At 34.0% G+C, this 26,219-nt stretch carries 27 protein-coding genes and 1 riboswitch; of the genes, 21 read left to right on the forward strand and 6 right to left on the reverse strand.

Annotated features, from left to right (window positions below):
- The first annotated feature begins 153 nt into the window (after nucleotides 1-153).
- Genes polA through ACHRVL_RS00155 form a run of 3 tightly spaced genes read left to right on the forward strand, consistent with a single transcriptional unit; the run spans nucleotide 154 to nucleotide 5,275 of the window.
- Nucleotides 154-2,994: a DNA polymerase I gene (polA, locus tag ACHRVL_RS00145; RefSeq protein ID WP_395409430.1), complete on the forward strand. Its 2,841-nt coding sequence runs from the start codon at nucleotides 154-156 to the stop codon at nucleotides 2,992-2,994.
- Between the two features lie 10 nt (nucleotides 2,995-3,004).
- Complete coding sequence (locus ACHRVL_RS00150; RefSeq protein WP_395409432.1) at nucleotides 3,005-4,132, forward strand: hypothetical protein; 1,128 nt, start codon at nucleotides 3,005-3,007, stop codon at nucleotides 4,130-4,132.
- Nucleotides 4,133-4,156: 24 nt separating this feature from the next.
- Nucleotides 4,157-5,275 carry a hypothetical protein gene (locus tag ACHRVL_RS00155; RefSeq protein WP_395409434.1) on the forward strand — a complete coding sequence of 373 codons (1,119 nt, stop codon included), beginning with the start codon at nucleotides 4,157-4,159 and terminating at the stop codon, nucleotides 5,273-5,275.
- Nucleotides 5,276-5,309: 34 nt separating this feature from the next.
- Here ACHRVL_RS00155 and ACHRVL_RS00160 read toward each other — a convergent pair whose 3' ends face one another.
- Nucleotides 5,310-6,335, reverse strand: coding sequence for a LacI family DNA-binding transcriptional regulator (locus ACHRVL_RS00160; protein WP_089052690.1), 1,026 nt, complete (start codon nucleotides 6,333-6,335; stop codon nucleotides 5,310-5,312).
- A 194-nt stretch (nucleotides 6,336-6,529) separates the two neighbouring features.
- Here ACHRVL_RS00160 and ACHRVL_RS00165 point away from each other — a divergent pair, with 194 nt between their 5' ends.
- The 6 genes from ACHRVL_RS00165 to tsf all read left to right on the forward strand — a co-directional run bounded on the left by ACHRVL_RS00165 (nucleotide 6,530) and on the right by tsf (nucleotide 11,208).
- Nucleotides 6,530-7,276 (forward strand): ferritin-like domain-containing protein, encoded by a 747-nt coding sequence (locus tag ACHRVL_RS00165; RefSeq protein ID WP_395409436.1) that lies wholly within the window; start codon nucleotides 6,530-6,532, stop codon nucleotides 7,274-7,276.
- 26 nt (nucleotides 7,277-7,302) lie between these two features.
- On the forward strand, nucleotides 7,303-8,115 hold the full coding sequence (locus ACHRVL_RS00170; RefSeq protein ID WP_089052688.1) for a ferritin-like domain-containing protein: 813 nt from the start codon (nucleotides 7,303-7,305) through the stop codon (nucleotides 8,113-8,115).
- A gap of 194 nt (nucleotides 8,116-8,309) precedes the next feature.
- Entirely contained in the window at nucleotides 8,310-8,765 is a 456-nt protein-coding gene (gene rplM, locus ACHRVL_RS00175) for a 50S ribosomal protein L13 (RefSeq protein WP_026983738.1), read from the forward strand.
- A complete protein-coding gene (gene rpsI / locus ACHRVL_RS00180) occupies nucleotides 8,765-9,151 on the forward strand; it encodes a 30S ribosomal protein S9 (protein ID WP_017497947.1) in 387 nt (128 codons plus the stop codon). Before rplM ends, rpsI begins: the two co-directional genes overlap by 1 nt.
- Before the next feature lie 176 nt (nucleotides 9,152-9,327).
- Nucleotides 9,328-10,107 (forward strand): 30S ribosomal protein S2, encoded by a 780-nt coding sequence (gene rpsB / locus ACHRVL_RS00185; protein WP_089052687.1) that lies wholly within the window; start codon nucleotides 9,328-9,330, stop codon nucleotides 10,105-10,107.
- A gap of 138 nt (nucleotides 10,108-10,245) precedes the next feature.
- Nucleotides 10,246-11,208: a translation elongation factor Ts gene (gene tsf, locus ACHRVL_RS00190; protein ID WP_089052686.1), complete on the forward strand. Its 963-nt coding sequence runs from the start codon at nucleotides 10,246-10,248 to the stop codon at nucleotides 11,206-11,208.
- Between the two features lie 109 nt (nucleotides 11,209-11,317).
- Here the strand turns inward: tsf and ACHRVL_RS00195 are convergent, their stop codons facing one another.
- On the reverse strand, nucleotides 11,318-13,438 hold the full coding sequence (locus tag ACHRVL_RS00195) for a M3 family metallopeptidase (protein ID WP_395409439.1): 2,121 nt from the start codon (nucleotides 13,436-13,438) through the stop codon (nucleotides 11,318-11,320).
- A 171-nt stretch (nucleotides 13,439-13,609) separates the two neighbouring features.
- Here ACHRVL_RS00195 and ACHRVL_RS00200 point away from each other — a divergent pair, with 171 nt between their 5' ends.
- The 12 genes from ACHRVL_RS00200 (at nucleotide 13,610) to ACHRVL_RS00255 (ending at nucleotide 23,273) form a co-directional block, all read left to right on the forward strand.
- Nucleotides 13,610-14,275, forward strand: a complete 666-nt coding sequence (locus tag ACHRVL_RS00200) for a queuosine precursor transporter (protein WP_395409441.1) — start codon at nucleotides 13,610-13,612, stop codon at nucleotides 14,273-14,275.
- A gap of 14 nt (nucleotides 14,276-14,289) precedes the next feature.
- A complete protein-coding gene (locus ACHRVL_RS00205; RefSeq protein WP_395409442.1) occupies nucleotides 14,290-14,970 on the forward strand; it encodes a hypothetical protein in 681 nt (226 codons plus the stop codon).
- Nucleotides 14,970-15,539 (forward strand): DNA-3-methyladenine glycosylase I, encoded by a 570-nt coding sequence (locus ACHRVL_RS00210; RefSeq protein WP_395409444.1) that lies wholly within the window; start codon nucleotides 14,970-14,972, stop codon nucleotides 15,537-15,539. The genes ACHRVL_RS00205 and ACHRVL_RS00210 overlap by 1 nt, the downstream gene beginning before the upstream one ends.
- A 98-nt stretch (nucleotides 15,540-15,637) precedes the next feature.
- Nucleotides 15,638-15,734: riboswitch (TPP riboswitch) on the forward strand.
- Between the two features lie 85 nt (nucleotides 15,735-15,819).
- Entirely contained in the window at nucleotides 15,820-16,026 is a 207-nt protein-coding gene (thiS, locus tag ACHRVL_RS00215) for a sulfur carrier protein ThiS (RefSeq protein WP_395409446.1), read from the forward strand.
- A gap of 136 nt (nucleotides 16,027-16,162) precedes the next feature.
- Nucleotides 16,163-17,986 (forward strand): phosphomethylpyrimidine synthase ThiC, encoded by a 1,824-nt coding sequence (thiC, locus tag ACHRVL_RS00220; RefSeq protein ID WP_395409447.1) that lies wholly within the window; start codon nucleotides 16,163-16,165, stop codon nucleotides 17,984-17,986.
- A 30-nt stretch (nucleotides 17,987-18,016) separates the two neighbouring features.
- Nucleotides 18,017-18,631, forward strand: a complete 615-nt coding sequence (locus ACHRVL_RS00225) for a thiamine phosphate synthase (protein WP_395409449.1) — start codon at nucleotides 18,017-18,019, stop codon at nucleotides 18,629-18,631.
- Nucleotides 18,598-19,353, forward strand: a complete 756-nt coding sequence (locus ACHRVL_RS00230) for a hydroxymethylpyrimidine/phosphomethylpyrimidine kinase (protein ID WP_395409450.1) — start codon at nucleotides 18,598-18,600, stop codon at nucleotides 19,351-19,353. The genes ACHRVL_RS00225 and ACHRVL_RS00230 overlap by 34 nt, the downstream gene beginning before the upstream one ends.
- Nucleotides 19,343-19,981: a thiamine phosphate synthase gene (locus ACHRVL_RS00235; protein WP_395409451.1), complete on the forward strand. Its 639-nt coding sequence runs from the start codon at nucleotides 19,343-19,345 to the stop codon at nucleotides 19,979-19,981. Before ACHRVL_RS00230 ends, ACHRVL_RS00235 begins: the two co-directional genes overlap by 11 nt.
- The gene (locus tag ACHRVL_RS00240) at nucleotides 19,962-20,738 is read left to right on the forward strand and encodes a thiazole synthase (protein WP_395409452.1); all 777 of its coding nucleotides are present in this window, start codon (nucleotides 19,962-19,964) and stop codon (nucleotides 20,736-20,738) included. Before ACHRVL_RS00235 ends, ACHRVL_RS00240 begins: the two co-directional genes overlap by 20 nt.
- Nucleotides 20,739-20,879: 141 nt before the next feature.
- Nucleotides 20,880-21,257 (forward strand): GxxExxY protein, encoded by a 378-nt coding sequence (locus ACHRVL_RS00245; protein WP_395409454.1) that lies wholly within the window; start codon nucleotides 20,880-20,882, stop codon nucleotides 21,255-21,257.
- Between the two features lie 83 nt (nucleotides 21,258-21,340).
- Nucleotides 21,341-22,477 carry a 2-iminoacetate synthase ThiH gene (gene thiH, locus ACHRVL_RS00250; RefSeq protein ID WP_395409455.1) on the forward strand — a complete coding sequence of 379 codons (1,137 nt, stop codon included), beginning with the start codon at nucleotides 21,341-21,343 and terminating at the stop codon, nucleotides 22,475-22,477.
- Nucleotides 22,478-22,562: 85 nt separating this feature from the next.
- Entirely contained in the window at nucleotides 22,563-23,273 is a 711-nt protein-coding gene (locus tag ACHRVL_RS00255; RefSeq protein ID WP_395409456.1) for a HesA/MoeB/ThiF family protein, read from the forward strand.
- Here the strand turns inward: ACHRVL_RS00255 and ACHRVL_RS00260 are convergent.
- The 4 genes from ACHRVL_RS00260 to ACHRVL_RS00275 all read right to left on the reverse strand — a co-directional run bounded on the left by ACHRVL_RS00260 (nucleotide 23,270) and on the right by ACHRVL_RS00275 (nucleotide 26,176).
- Entirely contained in the window at nucleotides 23,270-24,064 is a 795-nt protein-coding gene (locus tag ACHRVL_RS00260; protein ID WP_395409458.1) for an MOSC domain-containing protein, read from the reverse strand. The genes ACHRVL_RS00255 and ACHRVL_RS00260 overlap by 4 nt on opposite strands.
- A 1-nt stretch (nucleotide 24,065) precedes the next feature.
- Nucleotides 24,066-24,704 (reverse strand): leucyl/phenylalanyl-tRNA--protein transferase, encoded by a 639-nt coding sequence (aat, locus tag ACHRVL_RS00265; protein ID WP_395409460.1) that lies wholly within the window; start codon nucleotides 24,702-24,704, stop codon nucleotides 24,066-24,068.
- Nucleotides 24,705-24,898: 194 nt separating this feature from the next.
- Entirely contained in the window at nucleotides 24,899-25,270 is a 372-nt protein-coding gene (locus ACHRVL_RS00270; protein WP_395409461.1) for a DUF3127 domain-containing protein, read from the reverse strand.
- 30 nt (nucleotides 25,271-25,300) lie between these two features.
- Complete coding sequence (locus ACHRVL_RS00275; protein WP_089052670.1) at nucleotides 25,301-26,176, reverse strand: flavin reductase family protein; 876 nt, start codon at nucleotides 26,174-26,176, stop codon at nucleotides 25,301-25,303.
- Nucleotides 26,177-26,219: the final 43 nt, after the last annotated feature.

The following is a 26,219-nucleotide window of genomic DNA, read 5'->3' on the forward strand; positions in this document are numbered from 1 at the left end:
CATTTAAATATTCTGAATCAATAAATATTAGTCATCTCTACAGTATGCAGGATGCTAAATTGAACTTATATAACTTATATGGTGGAAAAAAAATCTTGTTAGTTTAATTTTTGAGGCCTCAATTGTTTATTTTTACAGACTAATATTTTTTATATGTCAACTCAAAAACGCCTTTTTCTTCTAGATGCTTACGCATTAATTTTTCGTGGTTATTATGCTTTTATAAAAAACCCTAGAATTAACTCAAAAGGAATGGATACATCTGCAATTATGGGTTTTATGAACTCACTTTTAGATGTCATTAAAAGAGAAAAACCAGACCATTTGGCCGTAGCATTTGACAAAGGCGGAAGCCAATTGCGAAATGAATTATTTCCAGAATACAAGGCAAACAGAGACGTTACTCCTGAAGCTATTAAAATAGCGGTACCTTATATATGCGAATTATTAAAAGCAATGCACATTCCGATTATCGAAGTTGCCGGTTTTGAAGCCGATGATTTAATTGGAACAATTGCCAAACAAGCCGAAAAAGAGAACTACAAAGTTTTTATGGTAACTCCTGATAAGGATTTTGCTCAATTGGTTTCTGACAACATCTTCATGTACAAACCTGCTCGTATGGGTAATGGAATTGAAATTTGGGGTGTTCCTGAAGTATTAGAAAAATTTGAAATCGAACGCCCTGAACAAGTGATAGATTTTCTTGGTATGATGGGCGACGCAGCCGATAACATTCCTGGACTTCCCGGTGTTGGTGAAGTTACGGCCAAAAAGCTTTTAAAAGAATTTGGAACAATGGAAAATCTTTTGGCTAATACCGATAAGCTGAAAGGAAAAATGAAGGAGAATATTGAGGCTAATAAAGAAAAAGGTTTATTGTCGAAAAAACTGGCAACAATTTTACTAGACTGTCCAGTAACTTTTGATGAGAATGATTATGAACTAACGCGCCCTGATATCGAAAAAACAGATGCTATTTTTCAAGAATTAGAATTTAGAAGAATGGCAGAACAATTTGATAATTTGTTTAAAACTGACGGAACACAAACTGCTCCAGCAGCAGCTCCAGATGCCAAATTATACAAAAAACCGCAGCCAAAGAACGAAGAACAATTTGATTTGTTTGGAAGTGCTGCCGCAGATGAAGACACAGAAACTCAAAGAACCTCTTTTTACAGCACATTAGAAAACACACCTCACTCCTATCAAACTATTCAAGGGGATTTAGGAATAAAACTGCTTTTACAGAATTTACAGAACCAAACTTCGGTTTGCTTTGATACTGAAACTACAGGAATCGATGCTTTGCATGCAGAACTTGTGGGAATGTCTTTCTCTTATGAAAAAGGAAAAGCATTTTATGTTCCATTTCCAGAAAATCAAGAAGAAGCAAAAATATTAGTAGACAAATTTGTTCCGTTTTTTGAAAATGAAAACATCGAAAAAATTGGACAAAATCTTAAATACGATTTAAAGATTCTTTCTAATTATGGCGTTACCGTAAAAGGAAAACTTTTTGATACCATGATTGCGCATTATTTGATTAATCCAGATATGCGTCATAATATGGATATTTTGGCAGAAACCTATTTAAAATATTCTCCAAAATCAATTGAAACTTTAATAGGCAAAAAAGGAAAAAATCAGCTTTCGATGCGTGACGTTCCTCTTGAAGATATTAAAGAATATGCTGCCGAAGATGCTGATGTTACTTTGCAATTAAAAGAAATCTTCACCGTAGAATTAGACAAAACCGAAACTAAAAAATTATTTGATGAAATCGAAATTCCATTAGTAAGCGTTTTAGCTGCAATGGAAACCGAAGGAATTCGATTAGATGTTGATTTTTTAAACGCAATGTCTAAAGAAATGGATGTTGAAATCAAATCTTTAGAACAAAAAATATACGAAACTGCTGGAGAGAAATTTAATCTTGCCTCTCCAAAACAATTAGGAGATATCTTATTTGATAAACTTAAAATTGGCGGAGCAAAACAAAAGAAAACTAAAACGGGTCAATATGCAACCGGTGAAGAAGTATTAACTTATTTAGCAAACGACAACCCAATTGTAAAACAAATTTTAGATTGGCGTCAGATGGTAAAATTGCAAAGCACTTACATCTTAGCTTTACCAGAACAAGTTGACAAAAAGACTTTACGTGTTCATACTGATTATATGCAGACTGTTGCTGCAACAGGTCGTTTAAGTTCCAATAATCCAAACTTACAAAACATTCCAATTCGTACCGAAAGAGGTCGTCAAATTCGTAAAGCCTTTGTAGCACGCGATGAAAATCATACTTTAATCTCTGCCGATTACTCTCAAATCGAATTGAGAATTATTGCTGCTTTAAGTGGTGAAGAAAACATGATTAAAGCATTTCAAAACGGAGAAGATATTCACAAAGCAACCGCTGCAAAAGTTTTTGATGTAGCACTGGAAGAAGTTTCCCGCGAGCAAAGAAGCCATGCTAAAACTGTAAACTTCGGAATTATATATGGTGTTTCTGCCTTCGGATTAAGCAATCAGACTTCGTTATCAAGAAGTGAAAGCGCCGCTTTGATCGATGCTTACTACAAAACTTATCCAAGATTAAAATCATATATTCAAGAGCAGATTGATTCTGCCAGAGAAAAAGGCTATGTACAAACCATTCTAGGTCGCCGTCGTTACCTAAAAGACATTAACTCAGCAAATGCAGTTGTTAGAAGCGCTGCTGAACGAAATGCAGTAAACGCGCCAATTCAGGGAAGCGCTGCTGATGTAATTAAAATTGCGATGATTAACATTCACAAAAAATTGCAAGACGAAAACTGGAAATCTAAAATGCTGCTTCAAGTTCATGATGAACTTGTTTTTGATGTACATAATGACGAGTTAGAAAAAATCCAACCCATGATCAAACACGAAATGGAAAATGCGTTTAAACTTTCTGTTCCTTTAGAAGTTGAGCTTGGCTTAGGTAAAGACTGGCTGGAAGCACATTAGAAAGACAGAAATGAAACAAAAAACGATAACGTATTCTCTTGTAACAATAGTTGTCTTATTTATAATCTATCAAATCAATGTTAGCTTAGCTTTAGGTTTGGATACTTTTGTAATAAATCTTTTTCCTCGCAAAAAGCTGCCAAGTGAATTTGTGACTTATAAAAATTTATCTGAAGTTAAAAAACTTGGTAATCATGATATATCAATATTTCAAAAAGGAGCCGAATATTGTTATACATTTCAGATACTCGAGATTTCAAGTGATAAAATCATCGTTAAAGTAATTACCAAATCTGAACCTTATGATCACGGAGGAGGAAATACTGGCAGTAATTACAGCAACACATTATTTAAAATGGATTCCTTTGGAAAAGTTTTAGATACAATAGGCTTTAAAACCTCCTCGTCTGATCAATCTGAATTTGGCGAGATTGTTTTGCTTAACAAACAAATAGTAAACAAAGCCCTGCTTTACTACCAAACTTGGCCCGCAGATGGAAACAAAACAAAAAAAGCATTTGTTCCTGTAAACAAAGATTTAACTTGGTCTGCTGAAAAATTATCTAAATATTATTATGATACTATTGTACCCAATTGTATTTACTTAGAATCTTTTTATAGCTGGAGAGATCACTCTATACCTTCTGATAAAAGAGAATCTATAATATATTACGCAAATAATCAATGGTATGTCGTTTATGGCGCAGGTGAAGATATATATAATAATGCCCGAGACCTAAGCTCGAAGCAGCATAAAAAGATTGATAATGAAAATCTATTTCATGATATACCAAATGATAAAATAAAGATTAAATATTATCAAAAATTAGAATATAATTCAAATATGGCAGGACAAACCCAGTCCAACAGCCCTTATACTTATTATTACTGGGATGGAATTGCTTATGTCAATATACCTTTTGCAAAAGACACCCTAAAATTTAAAAAAGAAGATATTTTTTTGGATGATTACAGCAACAAGGAAAAATCAATATACAGCGCTACAAAAGACAACTGGACAGAAATGGAAAACGCTGTGAAAAAAAAATACAGTTATTATTCTAATCCAAATTTGAAGTTTACCTTAATTTCTGACGATGAAAGTAAAAACTTGTACATTGTCAAAAAAACAAAATAATATTGCATTTTAAAATTGGCTATCATGAAAAAAGCTTTTTTGTTTCTATTTATAATGTACTCAACGATTTCATTTTGCCAAGACAAAATTTATTATCTAGAAGGAACTTTAGGTAAAAGCACAATATTTATGACTCTTCAGGTTTATAAATCGGATAATGAGACTAATCTAAACGCTGTATATTTCTATAAAAACTCATTAAAAGACATTAAACTTGAAGCAAAATTAAAAGACAATAACAATTACACTTTCTATTTTAAGCCCGGCGATATTGTTACTGAAAAATTTTACCTAAAAAAATCAGGCAATAATTTCGATGGTTTTTGGTATGATGCTAAAGACAAACAACTGGCTGTTCACCTTGAACCTGTAAATTTTGACAACTACAAATCGAATCTCAAAATTAGATTTGACGACGAACGTTTGAATCTGGTAAAATATAAATTTCTGGAATTCAAAAAACAAAAAACCACGATTTACAATAACAAGGAATTTGTCTGGTATTCTGAAAAACATTGCGATTCGGATTTCTTTAGATTAGGAAGCAATTTTTCAGAGAAAAACAAGGCTGTTATAAATCCAATTTTAGAAAATATACACATTCAAACTACATTAGCACAACTTAACTGCTCTTCAAGTTTTGAGTATAGCGAGGGAAAAGGTATTGAAGGAAGAACTACCATAAATTTCCTCAATACAAACTTATTAGGCTTTGAAATGTTTTCATCCTATTACTGTGGCGGTGCGCATCCTGATTTTGGAGGAAGTGGTTATTTGATTGATCTAAACAATGGAAAAGATTATGAAATAGACGACATCATTGCATTTGATAAGAGTGTTACCACCGAAGAACAAAGTAATTTTGATAACTACTCAAAATACAGAAGTACTTTTTTCGCTCCCAAATTACTAGCTGTACTTAGCTCTGAATTTCATTTCGAAAAACCAAAAAATGACGATGATGATCCTTGCGATTATACTAATGAAGAATATTGGGATTTTCCGTCTTGGAGTTACACTGAAAAAGGAATTGAGTTTACTCCTATTTTTTACAGAGCAGCAAGATCTTGTGAAGAATCTTTTTTAGTTCCTTTCGAAAAATTAAAAAAATATAAAAACCCTAAATTCCCGTATTCCTTATAAAAAATATCCGTCTTAAAGACGGATATTTTTTTATTTATGCTTTTCTAGTCGATTCTCGTTCTTTCAATTTTGTTTTGATAACGATAGTTTCATAGTCTGAAGTTTCGCCTTCAGGCTCTTCTAACCTTTGAATTAATCTTTTTGCCGCAACTTCACCAATTTCAATTCCGTGCTGACTTACTGTAGTCAAACTTGGAGACAAACGTCTTGAAGCCAAAATTCCGTCAGCAAAACCAATTATCGAAATATCTTCAGGAACTTTATATCCTTTTTTCAAACTAACTCTTAAAGCCGCAACTGAATCATTTTCATCTAAAGCAAAAATCGCATCAATTTTATTCTCAAAAATCGCATCAATTTTAGCTTTCATATCTTCTTCTGAATCGGTACGAAGAATGATTTTTTCGTTTATTGGAATATTATTGTCTTTTAAGGCTTTTAAATATCCGTCAGCTCTTAATTTTCCAACACTTAAATTATCTACAGAAGAAATTAAAGCAATGTTTTTACATCCTAAATTAATTAAATGCTGAGTCGAATTTAATGCAGAATCAAAATCATCTACAACAACTTTATCACATTCTACTTCGTCAGCAATACGATCAAACATTACAATTGGAGTTCCGTCATTAATAATAGCCGAAAAGTGATTATAATCTTGAAGCTTTTGCGCTTCTTCAGAAACAGAAAGAATAAAACCGTCAATGGTTCCGTTGCTTAACATTTCAAGAGTATGAACTTCTTTCTCTAAAGATTCATTAGAAATACAAGTAATTACGTTATATCCTTTTTTATCTGCCACTTTTTCGATTCCGCTAAAAACTTTTGCAAAAAAAGAGTTTAATATATTAGGTATAATTACACCAATTGTTTTCGTCTTACGGTTCTTCAAATTAAGACCAATTACGTTAGGCTTATAATTTTTGAGTTTGGCATACTCCTTAATCTTCACCTTCGTCTGCTCACTTATTTCCGGACTGTCATTTAGCGCCTTAGACACCGTAGATACAGAAACACCAAGTTCTTTCGCAATTTGTTTTAGAGTTGCTTTAGCTTTCATCTATTAATATTTTATGTAATTAATACAAATATAGTAGAATTACCGAAAATAAAACAAAAAACTGCTGCTACTATTTGAAATCACAAGGTCTTTTCGAAATAATATTCAAAAACATTGATTATTTAAAACCACTAGTGCTAAAATTTCGTTAATAACTTAATAGCATGTTATTAACCTTAATAAAAACCTAGATTATGAAAAACGAAGTTAAAATTCATGAAGTTGATCCTTCACTGAATAACAGAAGGAGCTTTCTTAAGCTCAGTGGACTGACATTAGTTACCGCAGGTTTGGTTTTAGCTGGTTGCAGCGACAATGACAACGATAATAATATGGAGGACAACTCCCTGCCTGGAATAAAAAATGGAGTTTTTGATTTAGGTTCTGGAGATTTTGGTGTACTTACTTATGCGTACGCCTTAGAACAATTAGAAGCTGATTTTTATACGAAAGTTGTAAATTCTACAAATTTCAACACCGTTTTTAATGATATTGAGCGTCAAGTCTTAACAGACTTATACCATCATGAAGTAATTCACAGAGATTTTTTTAAAGTTGCCTTGACTGGTGCGCTTCCAGATCCAAGCTCTCAATTACTTCCTTCCTTAGCATTCAATTATGGTTCTTTAAATTTTAACAGCCGTAACGAAGTTTTAGCCACCGCAAAAGCACTAGAAGATACAGGAGTTGCCGCTTATAACGGCGCGGGCAGATTAATTAAAAGCCCAGATTATTTATTACTGGCAGGAAAAATTGTTTCAGTTGAAGCCAGACACGCTTCTGCAATAAGAAGCTTGATCAATCCAAACTCTAAAGATTTTGCAGGCGACGATATTGTAAACCCTTCAAACGGTTTAGATGCCGCAAAAGATCCTTCTAAAATCCTACCAATTGCCGGCGGATTTATTACTACAAAATTTACTGCCAAATATTTACCTTAATCTTAACGAGCTAAAACTTAGAAATTATGAATATTTTAAAATTTATAGAAACCTTTACTGATGATAGTATAATGAATAGTACAGGTTCACGAAGAGACAGTTTTTCACAATTTGGAAATATCAGTAAAAATCTGGCGCTGGCATCAATTCCTTTTGGATTATCAGCATTGGCAAATAAAGCAATAGCAAAAGACATCACCCCTACACCCGCCACCCCAATCGGGGCTTTACAATTTGCCTTAACACTAGAATATCTAGAAAATGAGTTTTATGCCATGGCGCTGGATTCTGGTGTCATTCCAGCTTTAGAAAATGGCGGGCGAGATTTAAAAGTCTTTCAACAAATAGCAGCTCACGAGTCAAGTCACGTTAAATTTTTAATCGCAGGATTGGGCGGTTCAGCAAGTGCAAACTTCGTTCCTAAACCTACTTTTGACTTTACAGTGGGCGGCACATTTGACCCTTTTCATGATTACCCAACCTTTCTTGCTTTAGCTCAAGCATTTGAAGATACCGGCGTGAGAGCCTACAAAGGGCAAGCTGCTAACTTAATAACTACACCAGATTTATTGACTGCAGCGCTGCAAATACATTCTGTCGAAGCACGTCACGCATCTGAAGTGCGAAGGCTCCGCAAATTAAAAGGCTGGATTTCGAATGCTGATCGAGGAGCAGGAATGCCGCCGGCAACTCAAGCGGTTTACGATGGCGAAGGAGTTACTACTCAAGCAGGATTCAATACTGCCGCAGCCTTTGGAGCTTCCGCAGGATCAGAAGCTTACGATGAACCTTTAACAACCCAGCAAGTTGTAGATATTGCCAATATTTTTATTGTTTAATAACAAAAATACACTATAAATTGAACCAGCTTCGCCTTAATGTGAAGCTGGTTTTTTTTTAGTTTTAAAAATAAAAACTGAGAGCCTGATTTTCAGGATATAAAATATTCTTTTAAGGTATTTGGTTTTAAAATAATTAATTGTACTTTTGCATCCCCTTTATTGGGGATGGAATGTTTAATTAAAATAATATTATGGACGCATTAAGCTACAAGACAATTTCAGCTAGCAAAGCCACTGTAACTAAAGAGTGGATTGTTGTTGATGCAGAAGGTCACAACTTAGGACGTCTTGCTTCAAAGGTTGCGATGATCTTAAGAGGTAAGTACAAGCCAAGTTACACACCGCACGTTGACTGTGGAGATAACGTAATTGTTATCAACTCAGAAAAAATTAACCTTACAGGTACAAAAATGAATGACAAAATTTACATGCGTCATACAGGTTACCCAGGAGGACAAAGAACTTTAACTGCTAAAGTATTGCAATCTAAAAACCCTGCATTATTAGTAGAAAAAGCTGTAAAAGGAATGCTACCTAAAAACAAATTAGGAGCTGAACTTTTTAGAAATCTAAATGTTGTTGTAGGTGCTGAGCATACTCACGGAGCTCAAAAACCTAGAACTGTTAACCTAAACGATCTTAAGTAATGGGAGTTATTCACAAAATCGGTAGAAGAAAAACCGCTGTTGCACGTGTATATGTTTCTGAAGGAACAGGTAAAATCACTGTAAACAAAAAAGAATTCGCAACTTACTTTCCAACTGCAACTTTACAATACAAAGTTTTACAACCATTATCTATGACAGAAAATGCAAGTAACTTTGATGTAAAAGTAAACGTTTACGGAGGTGGTTCAACTGGTCAAGCAGAAGCTGTAAGAATGGCATTAGCACGTGTAATGTGTGAAGTGAACATCGAAAACAGAGCTATCTTGAAACCAGAAGGTTTATTAACAAGAGATCCAAGAATGGTTGAACGTAAGAAATTCGGTCAGAAGAAAGCTCGTAAGAGATTCCAATTCTCTAAACGTTAATATTACCTGTCTTGTTCAAATGGGACAAGACATTATCAATTATTTATTGAAATTAAAAAACACAGTTATTGTTGCTCTCCTACCGAGGTAGGATATAGTTTAGCATCTAAATGTATAAAGCCAGAGAAATCGCCATTTATACATTGCTAATCAACAGAACGTAAACTAGTACAAAAATGGCAAACAAAATAGAAGTAAAAGAATTACTAGAAGCAGGTGTTCACTTCGGACACATGACTAGAAAATGGGACCCAAACATGGCTCCTTACATTTATATGGAGCGTAATGGTATTCACATTATCAATCTATATAAAACTGCAGCTAAAATTGAAGAAGCTAATGAAGCTTTGAAAAAAATCGCTGCATCAGGTAGAAAAATCTTATTCGTAGCTACCAAAAAACAAGCAAAAGACATCGTTGCTGATAAAGCAAAAGCTGCAAACATGCCTTACATCACTGAAAGATGGCCAGGTGGAATGCTAACTAACTTTGTAACTATCAGAAAGGCAGTTAAAAAAATGTCTTCTATTGATAAAATGAAGAAAGATGGTACTTTCATGACGTTATCTAAAAAAGAGCGTTTGCAAGTTGATCGTTTACGTGCTAAATTAGAGAAAAACTTAGGTTCAATCGCTGACATGTCTAGACTACCAGCTGCATTGTTCGTAGTAGATATCAAAGCTGAACACATCGCAATAAAAGAAGCACAAAAATTAAACATTCCAGTTTTCGCAATGGTTGATACGAACTCTGACCCAAGAGAGGTTGATTACGTAATTCCAGCAAATGATGATGCTTCTAAATCAATTGACAAAATTTTATCTTTAGTTACTACTGCAGTAATCGAAGGTCTTTCTGACAGAGGTTCTGAAAAAGAAACTGAAGCTACTGAAGAAGCTCCTGCTGCTGTTGAAGCTGCACCAGCTGCTGAAGCTGCTCCTGCAACTGAAGAATAAATCAAATTTTAAATTCCAAATTTTAAATTCCAAACTCCAAATACAAAATTAAAAACGTTATGTTGATAATTTAATAAAATTGGAGTTTGGGATTTAGAAGATGGAATTTTTACTTTTAACATTAAAATTCAAAATATTATGGCAACAATTACTGCTGCAGACGTAAATAAATTAAGACAATCTACAGGTGCCGGAATGATGGACTGTAAAAAAGCTTTAGTTGAAGCTGAAGGAGATTTCGATAAAGCTATACAAATCCTTAGAGAAAAAGGACAAAAAGTTGCTGCTAACCGTTCTGACCGTGAGTCTTCTGAAGGAGCTGCTGTTTCTTTTATCAATGCAGACCACACTAAAGGAGCTATCATCACTTTAAACTGCGAAACTGACTTCGTAGGTAAAAATGAAGCTTTCGTAACTTTAGCTAAAGATTTAGTTGAAAGAGCTATCAACTTCTCTTCTAAAGAAGAATTTTTAGCTTCAGATTTTAACGGAATTACAGTTGCTGAAAAATTAATTGAGCAAACTGGAGTTATCGGTGAGAAAATCGAAATCGGTGGTTTTGAAATTTTAGAAGGTGCTTTCGTTGGATCTTACGTTCACGTTAACAAAATTGCTGCACTAACTGCAATTTCTGCTGCAATTCCTAACGCTGACGTTTTAACTAAAGATGTTTCTATGCAAGTTGCTTCTATGGGAGCTGATACATTATCTTACAAAGATTTTGATCCTGCTTTCGTTGAATCTGAACTTGCTGCTCGTATTGCTGTAATCGAAAAAGATAATGAAGAAGCAAAACGTTTAGGAAAAACTTTGAAAAATGTTCCTAAATATATTTCTTTCTCTCAATTAACTGAAGAAGTTTTAAAACAAGCTGAAGAAGATGCTAAAGCTGAGTTAAAAGCTGAAGGTAAACCAGAGCAAATCTGGGATAAAATTATTCCAGGAAAAGTACAACGTTTCATTTCTGACAACACTACTTTAGATCAAGAAAAAGCTTTATTAGATCAAAACTTCATCAAAGATGACAGTAAAAAAGTTGGTGATTACGTTAAAGGATTCAACGTTGAAATTACAGGTTTCAAAAGAGTTACTTTAGGTTAATATATTATTTCAATAAAAAAAGCCCGAATATTTATTTATTCGGGCTTTTTTATGCTTGTCAAATTATAAAGACGCACCATAGTGCGTCTATTATAATTCCAAAGTTTTTTTACTTTTTCTTTTCTACAATTGGAAAATTTCTAGCACGCATTAACGCATCAGATTTTGGAGCTCTGCCTCTAAAATTCTCATATGCTTTCTCCTGATCTATAGTATTTCCTACACTAAAAACATTATCATAAAGACGCTTAGCCACTTCTTTATCGTATGGGCCTTTTCCTTCTGTAAAAGCCTCCCAAGCATCAGCATTAATCACGTCTGCCCATAAATAACTGTAATATCCAGCCGCATAACCATCACCTGAGAAAATGTGTCCGAATTGAGGGATTCTATGTCTCATTACAATTTCTGACGGCATATGAAGCGCATCTAAAGTTTCTTTCTCAAATTTATGAGGATCAATAGTTGTAGTTGCCAAGTGCAGTTTCATATCTATTAAAGAACTAGAAATTGTTTCTACAGTAGCGAAACCTTCATTAAAATTAGCCGCTTTTTCAATTCTATCTACTAATGATTGAGGTAATGGCTGATTTGTTTTATAATGTAATGCAAATTTATTCAACACTTCTGGTGTAGCCAGCCAATGCTCTAATAATTGTGACGGAAATTCTACATAATCTCTAGCCACAGATGTTCCTGCTAAACTAGGATAAGTTACGTTAGAACATAATCCATGAAGCGCATGTCCAAACTCATGAAACAATGTAGTTGCATCTTCCCAAGAAATCAAAACAGGCTCGTTTGCTGCACCTTTAATAAAATTACAGTTATTAGATACAATCGTAAGAACTTCACCATCCATTTTTTGCTGATCACGATACGCATTCATCCAAGCACCCGAACGTTTACCAGCACGTGCATACGGATCAAAATACCACAACCCAACTGTTTTTCCTGTTATTTTATTACTCACCTCCCAAACACGAACATCTGGATGATAAACAGGAACAGTTGTAACTTGCTTGAAGCTTAAATTAAACAACTCCCCAGCAACCCAAAACATTCCTTCACGCAAATTCTCTAATTGCAAATAAGGCTTAACCTCATTTTGATCTAAATCATATTTTGCTTTTCTAACTTTCTCAGCATAATAGCGATAATCCCAAGCCTGAATCTTAAATTTCCCACCTTCGGCATCTACAATTTTCTGCATTTCTGCAACATCTTGATGTACTTTCTCAACTGCAGGTTCCCAAACTGACATCATCAAATCTAATGTTTTCTTAGGATCTTTTGCCATTTTATTAGACAAACTCCAATCTGCAAAAGTTGGGAATCCTAATAATTTCGCTTTTTGAGTACGCAATTGCAAAATAGAAACCAAAGTCGCATTATTATCATTTGCATTTCCATTATCACCACGTTTCACAAAAATATCGAAAGCTTTTTCTCTTAATTCTCTACGATTCGAGAAAGTTAAAAATGGTTCAATTGAAGAACGTGTATTGGCAATACAGCCCAAAACATCAAGTTTTCTCTCTTTTGCTTCAGCAATAGCAGCATTTTTTACTTCTAGCGGTAAACCATCAAAATCACTTTCGGTTTTTAAAGCTACATATTGATTATTTTCCTCAGCCAATAAATTTTGACTGAATTTAGTAAAAAGACTCGCCAGTTTTTTATTAATATCAGCAACCTTAACTTTGTCTGCCTCGTTTAATTTAGCACCTTCACGAACAAAATCAGTATAATATAACCAGATTAAACGCTGTTGTTCACTGGTTAGTTTTTTACTTTCTTTAGAATTGTACAAAGTCTCAACTCTAGCAAAAAGCTTTTTATTCTGATTGATCTTATCAGAGAATTCAGAAAACTTAGGAGACATCTCGCGATCAACAGCACTAAACTCAGGTGTACTCAAATTCGATCTGTAAATTCCGTATACCGTCAAAATCCTAGTAATTGTTTTTCCAGAACGTTCCAGCTCAGCAATTGTATTTTCAAAAGTCGGGGCCTTCGGATTATTAGCAATAGCATCAATCTCGTTTAGTTTTTCTTGAATTGCAAACTGAATTGCCGGCTTAAAATCTGCTACCTTATATTCATTAAACGCAGGAACTCCTCCATATGGTCTTGTCCAGTTTTTGAGCAATGGGTTATCTGAATTTATTTGTGCGGTAGCTGCAAAAAAAGTTGTTCCCATGAGAAAAATTGTCATTAATTTTTTCATTATCATTAATTTTTAACTAATATGTTATTGTTCCAAATGTAACTAAAATCAGCGTTCAAAATAGAATTTTAACTTTCATATTCACTTAAAACTACAAGTCAATTTAAAATCAATCCTTTTTAAGTTATAAAGAAAATAGCTTAAATTTGAAACATCATTTACCAAATTAAGATGTTTAAAACCCGAAAAGAAATTGTTTTTGTAGTCCTTGCCGGAATATTTATAACTAATGCGGTTGTTGCCGAACTTATTGGTGGAAAACTGATTCAAATTGGTCCTTTTGTAATGAGCATTGGAATTTTGCCATGGCCCGTTGTTTTTCTGACAACAGATTTGATTAATGAATATTTTGGAGAAAAAGGAGTAAAAAAACTCTCTTTTATAACTGCTTGTTTGATCGCTTACGCTTTTCTAATTCTGTTTATGGCAATAGTAATTCCTGCTGCAAAAGGGATAAGCCCTGTAAACGATGAGCAATTTCAAGCTGTTTTTGGGCAAAGTATGTGGATTATTGTTGGAAGTTTGATCGCTTTCATGGCATCACAATTAATTGATGTATGGATTTTTTGGTTCTTTAAAAGACGCACAGGTGAACGAAAAATTTGGCTTAGAACAACCGGTTCAACCGTAGTTTCGCAATTATTTGATTCCTTTATTGTTCTTGGAATTGCTTTTTGGCTGCCTGGAAAAATTGATTTTGATACTTTTCTTTCTTCCGCTTTAATTGGATATACCTTTAAATTATCAATTGCAATTTTACTAACCCCATTAATCTATGCTGGACATCATTTGATAAAAAAATATTTGAACGAGGAAGGCTCAACTCACAAAGGATAAACCAAAATGAAGCCATGAAAAAAAACTATACGATATTAGTATTCCTTATCGCTTTCCTTTTTTTCGGCTGCGGAAATGATGAGAAAAAACAGCCTAAGAAAAAAGTGTCCCCTGTTAATTCTTTGAAAACGGCACCGCTAAAAGAAATTTCCTCTGCTTCTTCAAAAACCATTGTACAGAAAGAAATTCTTACTGACTCCCTTTCTAGTAGAAAAAATATTTTTGCTGTAAAAAAGCCAATCAAAATTAACAAGCGTACTCAAGAATCAAAAACACTGATTAGCACCGCCGCTTCTGAACCAAAAAAAGACCCAACCGAAAATAAATTATTAAGCTTTACAAACCTTCATAAAATATTAAGCAACTGTAAAATTGGTCAAACCTTAACTCAAAAAGAGCTTACTCAAAACTTTGAAATTCAAAAAGAAGCAGTCAAACTTGTTAAAAGCGTAACCAAAACTGCCCAAAATGAAATCGAAGTTAAATGGCATTCAACGTGGTTTATTGAAAAAATATCTGATGCTAAACTTCAAGACGGGCGATTAAAAGTGGTATTTAAAGAAAATAAACTCTATACTTCCGGCAATGCAATTGGCATTAAATACAACAAAAAAATCTATAATAATTTAGTTATAATAGGCCGTTCGGCTTACATTCCAACTGTAAAAGGCTACAGCTGGCAAATTGGAAAATAATGAAAAACGAAAATATCATTCGCTGCGGCTGGTGCAGTTCAAGCGATTTATACAAAAAATATCATGATGAAGAATGGGGAACTCCTGTTTATGACGACCCTACTCTATTTGAATTTTTAATTCTGGAAACCTTTCAGGCCGGATTGAGCTGGATTACCATTTTAAACAAAAGGGAAAACTTCAAAACAGCTTTTGACAATTTCGATTATAAAAAAATCGCCGGCTATTCTGAAGATAAAATCGAAGAATTACTTCAAAATACCGGAATCATTCGAAACAAACTCAAAATTAGATCAGCAGTTACAAACGCTCAGGCCTTTATGAAAATTCAGGATGAATTTGGAACTTTCTCTGATTATATCTGGAAATTCACAAATGGAAAGCCCATTGACAATAATCCAAAAACTCTAAAAGATGTTCCTGCAACAACTCCAATTTCTGATGCAATCAGCAAAGATTTAAAAAAACGCGGTTTTAAATTCGTCGGCTCAACTGTTATCTACGCCCATATGCAGGCCACAGGAATGGTCAACGATCATATTGAAGATTGCTGGACGAGAACTAAATAGTTTTCAATTACAATCATAGTTTTCAATCACAGTTTTCAGTTTTCAAAAAACTTGAAACTTAAAACCTGAAACTTCTAAACAAATTTTATTACATTTGCTTCACACTTTAGGGGTGTCTGCAATTTGCAGGCTGAGATTTTACCCTCTGAACCTGATCTAGTTCATACTAGCGTAGGGAAAAGTAAGATGACTTCTGAGCGCATTTTTATGCGCAATTGCAGCCATTCCTAAGGTAGAGATTCACTTCAGTGAATCTTAATAAACCGAAAAAAACAAAGGAATGGAACTAAAAATCAACCAACAAACTAAACATTTTAATGCTGAATCTTTAAGCATTCAGTCATTACTTGATCTCGAAATTCCCCACAAGCAAAACGGAATCGCTGTTGCTATTAACAATAGCGTTGTTCCAAAAACTAAATGGAACGAATTCTTCGTACAAGAAACTGACGAAATTTTAATTATTTCTGCTACGCAGGGAGGTTAAGATTTAAATTCCAATTCTTTAAAAATCCAAATTCCAATTATATACTGCGCGTAGACGCACTGCTGTGCGCCTCTACAGAAAAACTTTGTGAGACAAACACAATCAGAATCAACTTGAAACTTGAAACCAAAATATTATGACTACAGAAGAACAAATATCAAGAACACCATTTCCTAATTCTAAGAAAGTTTACATCGATGGAGAAATTCATCCGATAAAAGTGGCTATGCGCGAGATTCATCTTAGCGACACCAAACTTTCAAACGGAGGAATTGAAAAAAATCCTCCCGTAACCGTTTATGACACATCTGGTCCTTATACTGATCCAAATGTTGAAATTGATATTAGAAAAGGACTTCCGCGCTTACGCGAAAGTTGGATCTTAGATAGAAATGATGTCGAAATTTTAAATGAAATCACTTCAGATTACGGTCAAAGCCGATTGCGAGACGAAAACCTGAATCATCTTCGTTTTGAATATCTTCATCAGCCAAAACGTGCAAAAAAAGGCGCAAACGTAACGCAGTTATATTATGCGAAACAAGGCATTATTACTCCTGAAATGGAATACATTGCTATTCGCGAAAACCAACGTATCGAACTTTTAAATGAACAAACAAAAGCAATGCAATGCCAGCACGGCGGCCATAGTTTTGGAGCTAATACTCCGAAAAGCAAAATAACCCCTGAATTTGTCCGTTCTGAAGTGGCTTGCGGAAGAGCCATAATCCCGAATAACATCAATCATCCTGAAAGTGAACCTATGATTGTGGGGCGTAATTTCTTAGTGAAAATTAATGCCAATATTGGCAACAGTGCCGTGACATCAAGCATTGAAGAAGAAGTAGAAAAAGCTGTTTGGGCTTGTCGCTGGGGCGCCGATACGATTATGGATTTATCTACAGGAAAAAACATTCATGAAACTAGAGAATGGATTATTCGTAATTCGCCTGTTCCAATTGGTACTGTTCCTATTTATCAGGCTTTAGAAAAAGTAAAAGGAATTGCCGAAGATTTAACTTGGGAAATTTTCCGCGATACATTAATAGAACAAGCAGAACAGGGTGTTTCTTACTTTACAATCCATGCTGGAGTTTTACTTCGCTATATTCATTTAACTGCAAATCGCGTAACAGGAATCGTTTCTCGCGGTGGATCAATTATGGCGAAATGGTGTTTATTTCATCATAAAGAAAACTTCTTGTATACTCATTTTGAAGAAATCTGCGAGATTATGAAACAATATGATGTTGCTTTTTCTTTAGGAGACGGGTTACGCCCGGGTTCGATTGCAGATGCTAATGATGCCGCACAATTTGCCGAATTAGAAACTTTAGGTGAACTAACCAAAATCGCATGGAAACATGATGTACAGGTTTTTATTGAAGGTCCAGGACACGTACCAATGCACATGATTAAAGAAAACATGGACAAACAATTAGAACATTGTCATGAAGCTCCGTTTTACACTTTAGGCCCTTTAACAACCGATATTGCACCGGGTTATGACCATATAACATCAGCAATTGGAGCCGCTATGATAGGCTGGTACGGATGTGCCATGTTGTGTTATGTAACACCAAAAGAACATCTTGGTTTACCCAATAAAAAAGACGTAAAAGATGGCGTGATCACCTATAAAATTTCAGCGCATGCAGCAGATTTAGCAAAAGGTCATCCAGGAGCTCAGTATCGCGACAATGCTTTAAGTAAAGCTCGTTTTGAATTCCGTTGGGAGGATCAATTTAATCTAGCTTTAGATCCAGATACAGCGAGAGAATTTCACGATGAAACACTTCCTGCCGATGGTGCAAAAGTGGCTCATTTTTGTTCGATGTGCGGACCAAAATTCTGCTCTATGAAAATATCTCAGGAAATTAGAGATGTCGCTGCCGCAGAAAAAGGAATGCAGGAGAAATCAGAGGAATTTATTGAGCAGGGAAAAGAGATTTATATTTAGAAAATAGAGCAAAGAACATAGAAGAAAGATATGATTGTAATCTCTAATCCATTTGTTGTTACAGATGAAATCAAGACAATTCATTCTTTATTTGAAGAAGGATTGTGTTTGCTTCACATTCGAAAACCTGATTTTTCTGAATATGAAATGGCGCAATTCATTCAACAAATTAAATTAGAATATAGAACTAAACTTGTCTTGCACAATCATCATCAATTGGCTGACGATTTAGGAATTATTCGTTTTCATTTTGCTGAAAAAGAAAGAAAAAATCAACGTCATCTTTTTTCAAAGTTTTCAGATTCTGATAAAGATAAAAACGAGTTTACATCAACATCAACACATTCTATAGACGATTTTAATTCACTAGAAAATGATTTCAATTACGCATTCTTAAGTCCAATTTTTAAAAGTATTTCAAAAGAAAACTATCATCCCAAAACAGATCTCTTTGAAGCATTAAAATCAAGAACAAATTACAAAACAAAAATCATTGCTTTAGGCGGAATTAATTCTGAAAATATTCAAAAAACACTCGAGAATGGTTTTGATAACATCGCACTTCTAGGTGCTGTTTGGAGCAATACAAACCCTGTAAAAGAATTTAAATCATGTCAGCAAATCGTCCTTTCGTACTTACAATAGCCGGCCTTGACCCTTCGGGAGGAGCTGGTATTCTTGCCGATATAAAAACTTTTGAGCAGCATAATGTCAATGGTTTTGCGGTTATCACTGCCAATACTATTCAAACTGAAGATACATTTTATGAAATTCAGTGGACAGATTTAAGTTTTGTGATTCGCTCAATTGAAACTCTTTTTCTGAGTTATAAAATCAGCGTGGTCAAAATTGGAATTGTTCCTTCTGCACATTATTTAAATCGGATTCTTTCAACTATAAAACTGCTGTCTCCAACTACGCAAATAGTTTGGGATCCTGTTTTAAAATCAACAACTAAATTTGAATTTCTTTCAATTACTGATTATTCGGATTTAAATAAGATATTATCTAAAATAGATCTAATCACACCCAATTATAATGAAATTGAAATTTTATATCCTGGGTTTATTTCAAAGAAACTTTGGTTGCAAAATGAAATTCCCACTAATATTTTATTGAAAGGCGGACATAACGAAACAGCTGTTGGAACAGATCATTTATTTCTAAAAAATGAAGTTTTTGATTTGCTTCCGTCAGATAAAAAATGTTCAGAAAAACATGGTTCAGGCTGTGTATTATCATCTGCGATTGCTTCAAATCTGGCATTAAACCAAACTTTATATGAAGCTTGTAAAAATGCTAAAACCTACATAGAAAAATACCTGAGTTCAACATCAACTTTAATCGGATATCATCATGTACAATAAATTGCAATACATTTCACAAGGAAAAACAATCGAACAACAATTGTACAACATTCATCAGGCTTTAGATGCTGGATGCGACTGGATACAAATGCGATTTAAAAATCAGACTGCAAAAAACAGCTTTGCTTTAGCCGAAGCGGTAAAATTTTTATGCGAAGAATATCTCGCCAACTTTATTGTAAATGATAATTTATATCTCGCTCAACAAATTGCTGCCGATGGCGTTCACCTAGGTTTATCAGACATGAAAATCGACGAAGCAAGGGCAATTTTAGGCGCAACAAAAATTATTGGCGGAACTGCAAATACATTTGAAGACATAGTAAATCATGCAAAAAATGGCTGCGATTATATTGGTTTGGGCCCTTTTAGATTTACTAGTACAAAAGAAAAATTAAGTCCCATATTAGGTTTATCTGGTTACTATGAAATCCTTGAAAAATTGAAAAAAAATAACATTGAAATTCCTGTTTATGCAATTGGAGGAATCACCTTGAAAGATTTAAATCCGTTGATTGAAACTGGAATTCACGGAATTGCAGTTTCAGGTATCATCACAAAAAGTGACGAAAAAGAACTATTAATTCAACAATTAAACGAAAAATTATATGCAAACGTCATTGTTTAATATTGGAGACAAATCCTTTAAATCGCGTTTATTTCTGGGAACAGGAAAATTTGGTTCCAATCACGAAATGGAGGATGCTATTTTAGCATCAGAAAGTGAGTTAGTTACAGTTGCTTTGAAACGCATTGATCTGGAAACTGATACCGATGCTATTTTATCGCATTTACAACACCCAAATATCAATTTATTACCCAATACTTCTGGCGCAAGAAATGCAAAAGAGGCCATTTTTGCTGCACAATTGGCCCGTGAAGCTTTAGAAACAAATTGGGTAAAACTCGAAATTCATCCAGATCCAAAATATTTACTGCCTGATCCCATTGAGACTTTAAAAGCAACCGAAGAACTGGCTAAACTAGGTTTCTTTGTACTGCCTTACATTCACGCTGATCCTGTGTTGTGCAAACATTTAGAAAGCGCAGGAACTTCGGCAGTTATGCCGTTAGGATCACCAATAGGCAGTAATAAAGGCTTAAAAACAATTGATTTTCTAGAAATTATAATCGAACAAAGCAATGTTCCAGTTATTGTTGATGCAGGAATTGGCGCTCCTTCTGATGCTGCAAAAGCCATGGAAATTGGCGCTGATGCCGTTTTGGTAAATACCGCAATTGCCGTTGCAGGAAACCCAAAATTAATGGCTGAAGCATTTAAGGAAGCGGTTATTGCAGGAAGAAAAGCTTTTGAAGCCAAAATTGCTAACCAGCAAAATTACGCCGTGGCTTCTAGTCCTTTGACTTCATTTCTTTATGATTAAAATTTTGTTTCACGCAGATTTTGCAGATTTAAGCAGATTTTATATTGATTAATAAATTGTTAAACTGCAAATTTCAAAAAACGATTCGTTAAAAACGAAAGAAAATTCTTTAATTTTAAGCAATTTTAAAACTAAAGAATAATGACAGAAAACGAAATCTCATATCTAGTACGAGGAGCAATTTTTAAAGTATATAATAATTTGGGACCAGGGTTATTTGAATCTGTCTACGAAAGTGCTCTATTCTATGAATTAGAAAAATTAGAACTGAAAGTCAAAAAACAAGTAGAAATTATAATTAATTATGAAGAAATAATATTAGATGCCGCTTTTAGACTCGATTTACTAGTCGAAGATAAAGTAATAATTGAATTAAAATCTGTCGAAGAATTAGCACCGATACATTACAAGCAAATTGCAACCTATCTCCGACTAACTAATATAAAATTAGGTTTACTTGTAAACTTTAATACCCTTAACATCTTAAATGATATAAAAAGAATTGCCAATAAAATATAAAAAAAGAATGAAGAGTATCAAAAATATAAATCAATTTTAATCTGCCCAAATCTGCAAAATCTGCGTGAAATAACAACAATCCAATGAGCACATTCAAATCCATTTTCGGGCAATATAATTGGGATGAAATCCAATCTAGAATATATAAAACCACATCAAAAGATGTTGAGCGAACTTTGGCTAAAACTAAATATACTCTCGATGATTTCTTGATTTTAATTTCGCCCATAGCTCAAAACTATCTAGAAGAAATGGCACAAAAATGTCATGAAATTACCAAAAAACGTTTCGGAAAAACGATTCAAATGTATGCGCCGCTTTATTTAAGTAACGAATGTCAAAACATTTGTACCTATTGTGGATTTAGTTTAGACAATAAAATCAAACGAAAAACACTTACAGATACCGAGATAAAAATCGAAATTGAAGCCTTAAAAAACACAGGCTTTGACCATGTTTTGCTGGTTACTGGAGAAGCTAATTATACAGTAAACATCAATTATTTTCTAAACGCGATAAACCTTATCAAAAACGATTTTTCGATTATTTCCGTTGAAGTACAGCCGCTTTCTACAGAAGATTACGAACGTTTACACAATGCCGGAGTATATTCCGTTTTGGTTTATCAGGAAACTTATCATCAGGAAGTTTACAAAAAATACCATACAAAAGGTAAAAAATCAAATTTTGATTACAGACTGGAGACTCCAGATCGAATTGGAACGGCTGGAATTCATAAAATTGGTTTAGGTGTTTTACTAGGTTTAGAAGACTGGCGAACGGATAGTTTTTTTAATGCTTTACATTTAGATTATCTTCAAAAAAAATACTGGCAGACCAAATATTCTGTTTCCTTTCCTCGCCTTCGCCCTGCTGAAGGAATTATTGAACCAAATTTTATAATGGACGATAAAGATTTGACACAGTTAATTTGTGCCTATCGTTTATGGAATGAAGATTTGGAAATTTCGATTTCAACGAGAGAAAACGAAAAATTCAGAAACAATATTATTCCCATAGGCGTTACCAGCATGAGTGCAGGCTCGAAAACAAACCCAGGCGGATATGTTGTTGACCCGCAGTCATTAGAGCAATTCGAAATCAGTGATGAACGCTCTGCAGATGAAATTGCACAAATCATAAAAAGTAAAGGTTACGAACCAGTATGGAAAGATTGGGACAAAGCATATAGCCGAAAGTTTGAAAATCAAAAATCATAAAGTCTATTACATTCGATAATTAATTTTCCAACTTTTGACTTTCCACTTTCAAACTTTCAAACTTTAAGACTTTAAGAGTAAAATAATGAGTATTATACAAGAATTTTTACGTTACAACAGACAAACCATGTTACCTGAAATTGGTGATGAAGGTCAGGAAAAATTAAAAAAAGCACGTGTCTTAATAATTGGTGCCGGCGGTTTGGGCTGCCCGATTTTGCAATATATTGCCACTGCTGGTGTGGGCTATATCGGAATTATGGATTTTGATACCATTGAAATTCACAATCTTCACAGACAGATTTTATATACAGAAGACAAAATTGGACAGCAAAAAGCAATTGTGGCAAAAGACGTAGTATCAAAATTAAATCCGCTTATTGAAGTTGCTGCTATTACTGAGAAATTAACTTTAGAAAATGCTTCAGAAGTCATTAATCAATATGATATAATTGTAGATGGTTCAGATAATTTTACAACACGTTATCTAGTAAATGATACTTGCGTTCAACTCAACAAACCTTTGGTTTATGGCAGTATTTTGAGATTTGAAGGACAAATTGCCGTTTTTAATCACAACGGAAGTAAAAATTTACGAGATTTATTTCCCGAAATGCCAGATCCAAAAGATGTTCCGAATTGCAATTTGAATGGAGTTTTAGGAACATTACCTGGAATTATTGGAAATATGATGGCGCATGAAACCTTAAAATTAATTTTAGAGCTGCCAACTTTAAAAAATGAAATAATCATTTTTAATACTTTGAAGTGGAATTTTACAAAGTTGAACTTCTAGAAAACAAGTGCATCTCCTACCTTAACAATTCCAGAATTCAAACTCACAATATTGGTCCCGAATAAAACCGAATTATCTACATTTCTGTATTTACTTAACGTTTTTAAAGGTTCTTTTTTGAGTCGCCCGTTTTCTGGATCATTATTTACCATAATACATCTTCCGCAGGGTTTTATGTTTTTAAATTGAACTTCTCCAATGGCAAAAGTCTTAAAATCATCTTCTTCATGAGGATTTTCGCTGCTTACTACAATGTTTGGACGAAATCTTTTTATTGTGATTTTTTCATCGAGTTTATCATTCAAAAAATCCAAGCTTTTTGTACCAATTAATAAATAAGGATAACCATCGGCTAAACTTACATTGAAAGTTTCTTTTACTCTGGAGCTTTCGTGCTTACGATCTCCATTTTTTAGGATTTTGACTAATTTACATTCGAAACCCAAATGCTGGCTGAACCATTTTGAAGTTGTTTGATTTACTTCAACCACTTCACTTTTGTCATCCCAAACATTCACATCCAGCGAATTGTCTAAATGTTCATCGATAGAGAATTCATGTTTTTGATCTTTAAAAGTAATACTGATTTTTCCATCTGAAATCTTCGGATAAAACTGACTCATAATGCGATATTCTCTTTGTGTAATCATTTGGTTATCTGCATCAATAAGCATCCATCTTCGGTCATTTTCAAAACCCATTTCTTCAGCCAAAGCAAATTGAAGGCTGATTCCTGCCAAGCTTTTTATCGGATAAATATAGATTTCCTTTACAATATGAACTGCACTCATTCTATTTACTTTTTAAAATTGTCATAAATTCATCACGGTCAATTTCGCGACAACCCAAACTCTCTAAATGCGGATTGTAAACTTGACAGTCTAATAATTTGTAGTTTTGGTTTTCTAAATAATTCACTAAAGCTATAAAAGCAGTTTTTGAGGCATTTGAAACTTTCGAAAACATACTTTCACCGCAAAAAATATGTCCTAAATCTATTCCGTACAAACCGCCAACCAGTTCTTCATCTTGCCAGACTTCTACAGATTTTGCAATTCCCTGAGCATGAAGTTTACAATACGCTTCAATCATTTGGTTCGAAATCCAGGTTCCGTTTTGTCCGTCTCTTTTTATCTTCTGACAATTTGAAATCACGTCTTCAAAATTCTGATTAAAGGTCACTTTAAATTGATTTCTATTCAAAATATTCCGCATGCTTTTAGATACAATCAATTCATCTAAAAACAAAACCATTCTTGGATCTGGCGACCACCAAAGTATTGGTTCACCTTCATTAAACCACGGAAAAATTCCGTTTCTGTAAGCGAGCTTTAATCGTTCTGGATTTAAGTCCCCTCCAATTGCAAGAATACCTTCTTCATCAGCTTCTGAAACTGGCGGGAAAAATAGATCTTCGAATACGTAGTACATTTTTTAAATTCTAAAATTTTTAAATTCCAAATTTCAAGCGTTGTGAATCTTTGTCAAAGTTTAAAACTTTGACAAAGATATTACACACAATACTGTCATTTATTACATAAACCGCGTGTAAAAATAAAATTCCAAATTCCAAATTCACGAAAATGAATTGGAATTTGGAATTTAACAAACTGAATTACAAACTCTTAGAACGGTAAATCGTCTGGTTCGTCTTCGTTTAAATTTGTTGCTGGAGCAAAAGCTTCTGCTGCCGGCATTGCTGGAGTTTGTGCAGGACCTTCTGGTGCAAGTCTTTCGATTCTCCAACCTTGAATACTATTAAAATATCTAGTTTCTCCTTGTGGATTAACCCATTCTCTTCCTCTTAAGTTGATAGAAACTTTTACTGCCTCTCCTTGCTTATAGCTGCTTAATAAATCGCATTTATCTTGTGTAAATTCGATTAAAATGTGCTGTGGATACTGCTCATCTGTAGTAACTACTAGTTCTCTTTTTTTGAATGAAGCACTAACTTGCTGCTGAGGATTAACCACTTTTACTTTTCCTATAACTTCCATCTTCGTCTATATTAATTATTGTTTCTATTCTTATTTTTTAGCTAAAAGCACTTTCCAAGCCGAGGTAATATCTTCTTTATCGAGATATTTTTTTGCTTCTAAATGGATTTTTTTCTGATCGTCTGAGCTTAAAACTCCTTTCACAGCAAAATTTTCTTTCACAAATATACTAACTTCTTCTTTTGTAGGCAAGGATTCAATATTACCTAATTTCCCAAGGTCATTTCCATTAAACACAGGGCTTTGCCTGATATAATCTGGAATTGCATCAACACCAACACCTAAAGTTGTAAGCGGTTTTTGTACTTCAAATAACCCTTGATTCGATCTAGAATACCAATTTCCGCCAAGTCTTGAAACCAAATCGATTTTATGTTGATCGATTGCTCCATTTTCATCAAGAATTGCTTCATGAATATGAATTTTAACTACTTCGCAAAGGATCAAATTCCCTGCTCCGCCTTCAGTTCCTAGAGGAATAATCTGAGTCACTTTACATTCAAACTGAACTGGAGATTCTTTTACTCGATATGGTTTTACAAAATCTGAAGGAATTTGAGTTAAACCTGCTTTTATAAATTCGTTTACACAATCTCCATATTCTGTACTTGCCAATGATGTTTGCTGTACCAAATCGTAATTAACCACATTAATTACAACTTCTCGAGTTGCTTCAGCGTTGATCAAGGTGTGTTTTATTGTATTATCTCGAACACGTCTTGACGGCGAAAAAACTAAAATTGGCGGATTAGCGCTAAACACATTGAAGAAACTAAAGGGAGATAAATTGGGAACTCCATTTACACTTATGGTGCTTGCAAAAGCAATTGGCCTTGGGCCTACGGCACTTTGCAAATATCCTTGCAGTTTTACTGTCGTTATCTCTTTTGGGTCTATGCTGATCATAATTTCTCCATTTAACCGAACCTCAACTTCGGGCTTACAAAAG

The sequence above is a fragment of the Flavobacterium sp. FlaQc-28 genome (assembly GCF_044007415.1).
Lineage (GTDB): Bacteria > Bacteroidota > Bacteroidia > Flavobacteriales > Flavobacteriaceae > Flavobacterium.

Excerpts from the sequence above, each read along its gene's own strand:
- ACHRVL_RS00275 (WP_089052670.1), bottom strand. The coding sequence starts at position 26,176 with ATGATCAGCATAGACCCAAAAGAGATAACGACAGTAAAACTGCAAGGA.
- ACHRVL_RS00195 (WP_395409439.1), bottom strand. The coding sequence starts at position 13,438 with ATGAAAAAATTAATGACAATTTTTCTCATGGGAACAACTTTTTTTGCA.
- ACHRVL_RS00270 (WP_395409461.1), bottom strand. The coding sequence starts at position 25,270 with ATGGAAGTTATAGGAAAAGTAAAAGTGGTTAATCCTCAGCAGCAAGTT.
- ACHRVL_RS00150 (WP_395409432.1), top strand. The coding sequence starts at position 3,005 with ATGAAACAAAAAACGATAACGTATTCTCTTGTAACAATAGTTGTCTTA.
- aat (WP_395409460.1), bottom strand. The coding sequence starts at position 24,704 with ATGTACTACGTATTCGAAGATCTATTTTTCCCGCCAGTTTCAGAAGCT.
- ACHRVL_RS00230 (WP_395409450.1), top strand. The coding sequence starts at position 18,598 with ATGTCAGCAAATCGTCCTTTCGTACTTACAATAGCCGGCCTTGACCCT.
- rpsI (WP_017497947.1), top strand. The coding sequence starts at position 8,765 with ATGGGAGTTATTCACAAAATCGGTAGAAGAAAAACCGCTGTTGCACGT.
- ACHRVL_RS00235 (WP_395409451.1), top strand. The coding sequence starts at position 19,343 with ATGTACAATAAATTGCAATACATTTCACAAGGAAAAACAATCGAACAA.
- ACHRVL_RS00210 (WP_395409444.1), top strand. The coding sequence starts at position 14,970 with ATGAAAAACGAAAATATCATTCGCTGCGGCTGGTGCAGTTCAAGCGAT.
- thiS (WP_395409446.1), top strand. The coding sequence starts at position 15,820 with ATGGAACTAAAAATCAACCAACAAACTAAACATTTTAATGCTGAATCT.
- rpsB (WP_089052687.1), top strand. The coding sequence starts at position 9,328 with ATGGCAAACAAAATAGAAGTAAAAGAATTACTAGAAGCAGGTGTTCAC.
- tsf (WP_089052686.1), top strand. The coding sequence starts at position 10,246 with ATGGCAACAATTACTGCTGCAGACGTAAATAAATTAAGACAATCTACA.
- ACHRVL_RS00165 (WP_395409436.1), top strand. The coding sequence starts at position 6,530 with ATGAAAAACGAAGTTAAAATTCATGAAGTTGATCCTTCACTGAATAAC.
- rplM (WP_026983738.1), top strand. The coding sequence starts at position 8,310 with ATGGACGCATTAAGCTACAAGACAATTTCAGCTAGCAAAGCCACTGTA.
- ACHRVL_RS00255 (WP_395409456.1), top strand. The coding sequence starts at position 22,563 with ATGAGTATTATACAAGAATTTTTACGTTACAACAGACAAACCATGTTA.
- ACHRVL_RS00245 (WP_395409454.1), top strand. The coding sequence starts at position 20,880 with ATGACAGAAAACGAAATCTCATATCTAGTACGAGGAGCAATTTTTAAA.
- thiH (WP_395409455.1), top strand. The coding sequence starts at position 21,341 with ATGAGCACATTCAAATCCATTTTCGGGCAATATAATTGGGATGAAATC.
- thiC (WP_395409447.1), top strand. The coding sequence starts at position 16,163 with ATGACTACAGAAGAACAAATATCAAGAACACCATTTCCTAATTCTAAG.
- ACHRVL_RS00200 (WP_395409441.1), top strand. The coding sequence starts at position 13,610 with ATGTTTAAAACCCGAAAAGAAATTGTTTTTGTAGTCCTTGCCGGAATA.
- ACHRVL_RS00205 (WP_395409442.1), top strand. The coding sequence starts at position 14,290 with ATGAAAAAAAACTATACGATATTAGTATTCCTTATCGCTTTCCTTTTT.
- ACHRVL_RS00160 (WP_089052690.1), bottom strand. The coding sequence starts at position 6,335 with ATGAAAGCTAAAGCAACTCTAAAACAAATTGCGAAAGAACTTGGTGTT.
- ACHRVL_RS00260 (WP_395409458.1), bottom strand. The coding sequence starts at position 24,064 with ATGAGTGCAGTTCATATTGTAAAGGAAATCTATATTTATCCGATAAAA.
- ACHRVL_RS00225 (WP_395409449.1), top strand. The coding sequence starts at position 18,017 with ATGATTGTAATCTCTAATCCATTTGTTGTTACAGATGAAATCAAGACA.
- polA (WP_395409430.1), top strand. The coding sequence starts at position 154 with ATGTCAACTCAAAAACGCCTTTTTCTTCTAGATGCTTACGCATTAATT.
- ACHRVL_RS00155 (WP_395409434.1), top strand. The coding sequence starts at position 4,157 with ATGAAAAAAGCTTTTTTGTTTCTATTTATAATGTACTCAACGATTTCA.
- ACHRVL_RS00240 (WP_395409452.1), top strand. The coding sequence starts at position 19,962 with ATGCAAACGTCATTGTTTAATATTGGAGACAAATCCTTTAAATCGCGT.
- ACHRVL_RS00170 (WP_089052688.1), top strand. The coding sequence starts at position 7,303 with ATGAATATTTTAAAATTTATAGAAACCTTTACTGATGATAGTATAATG.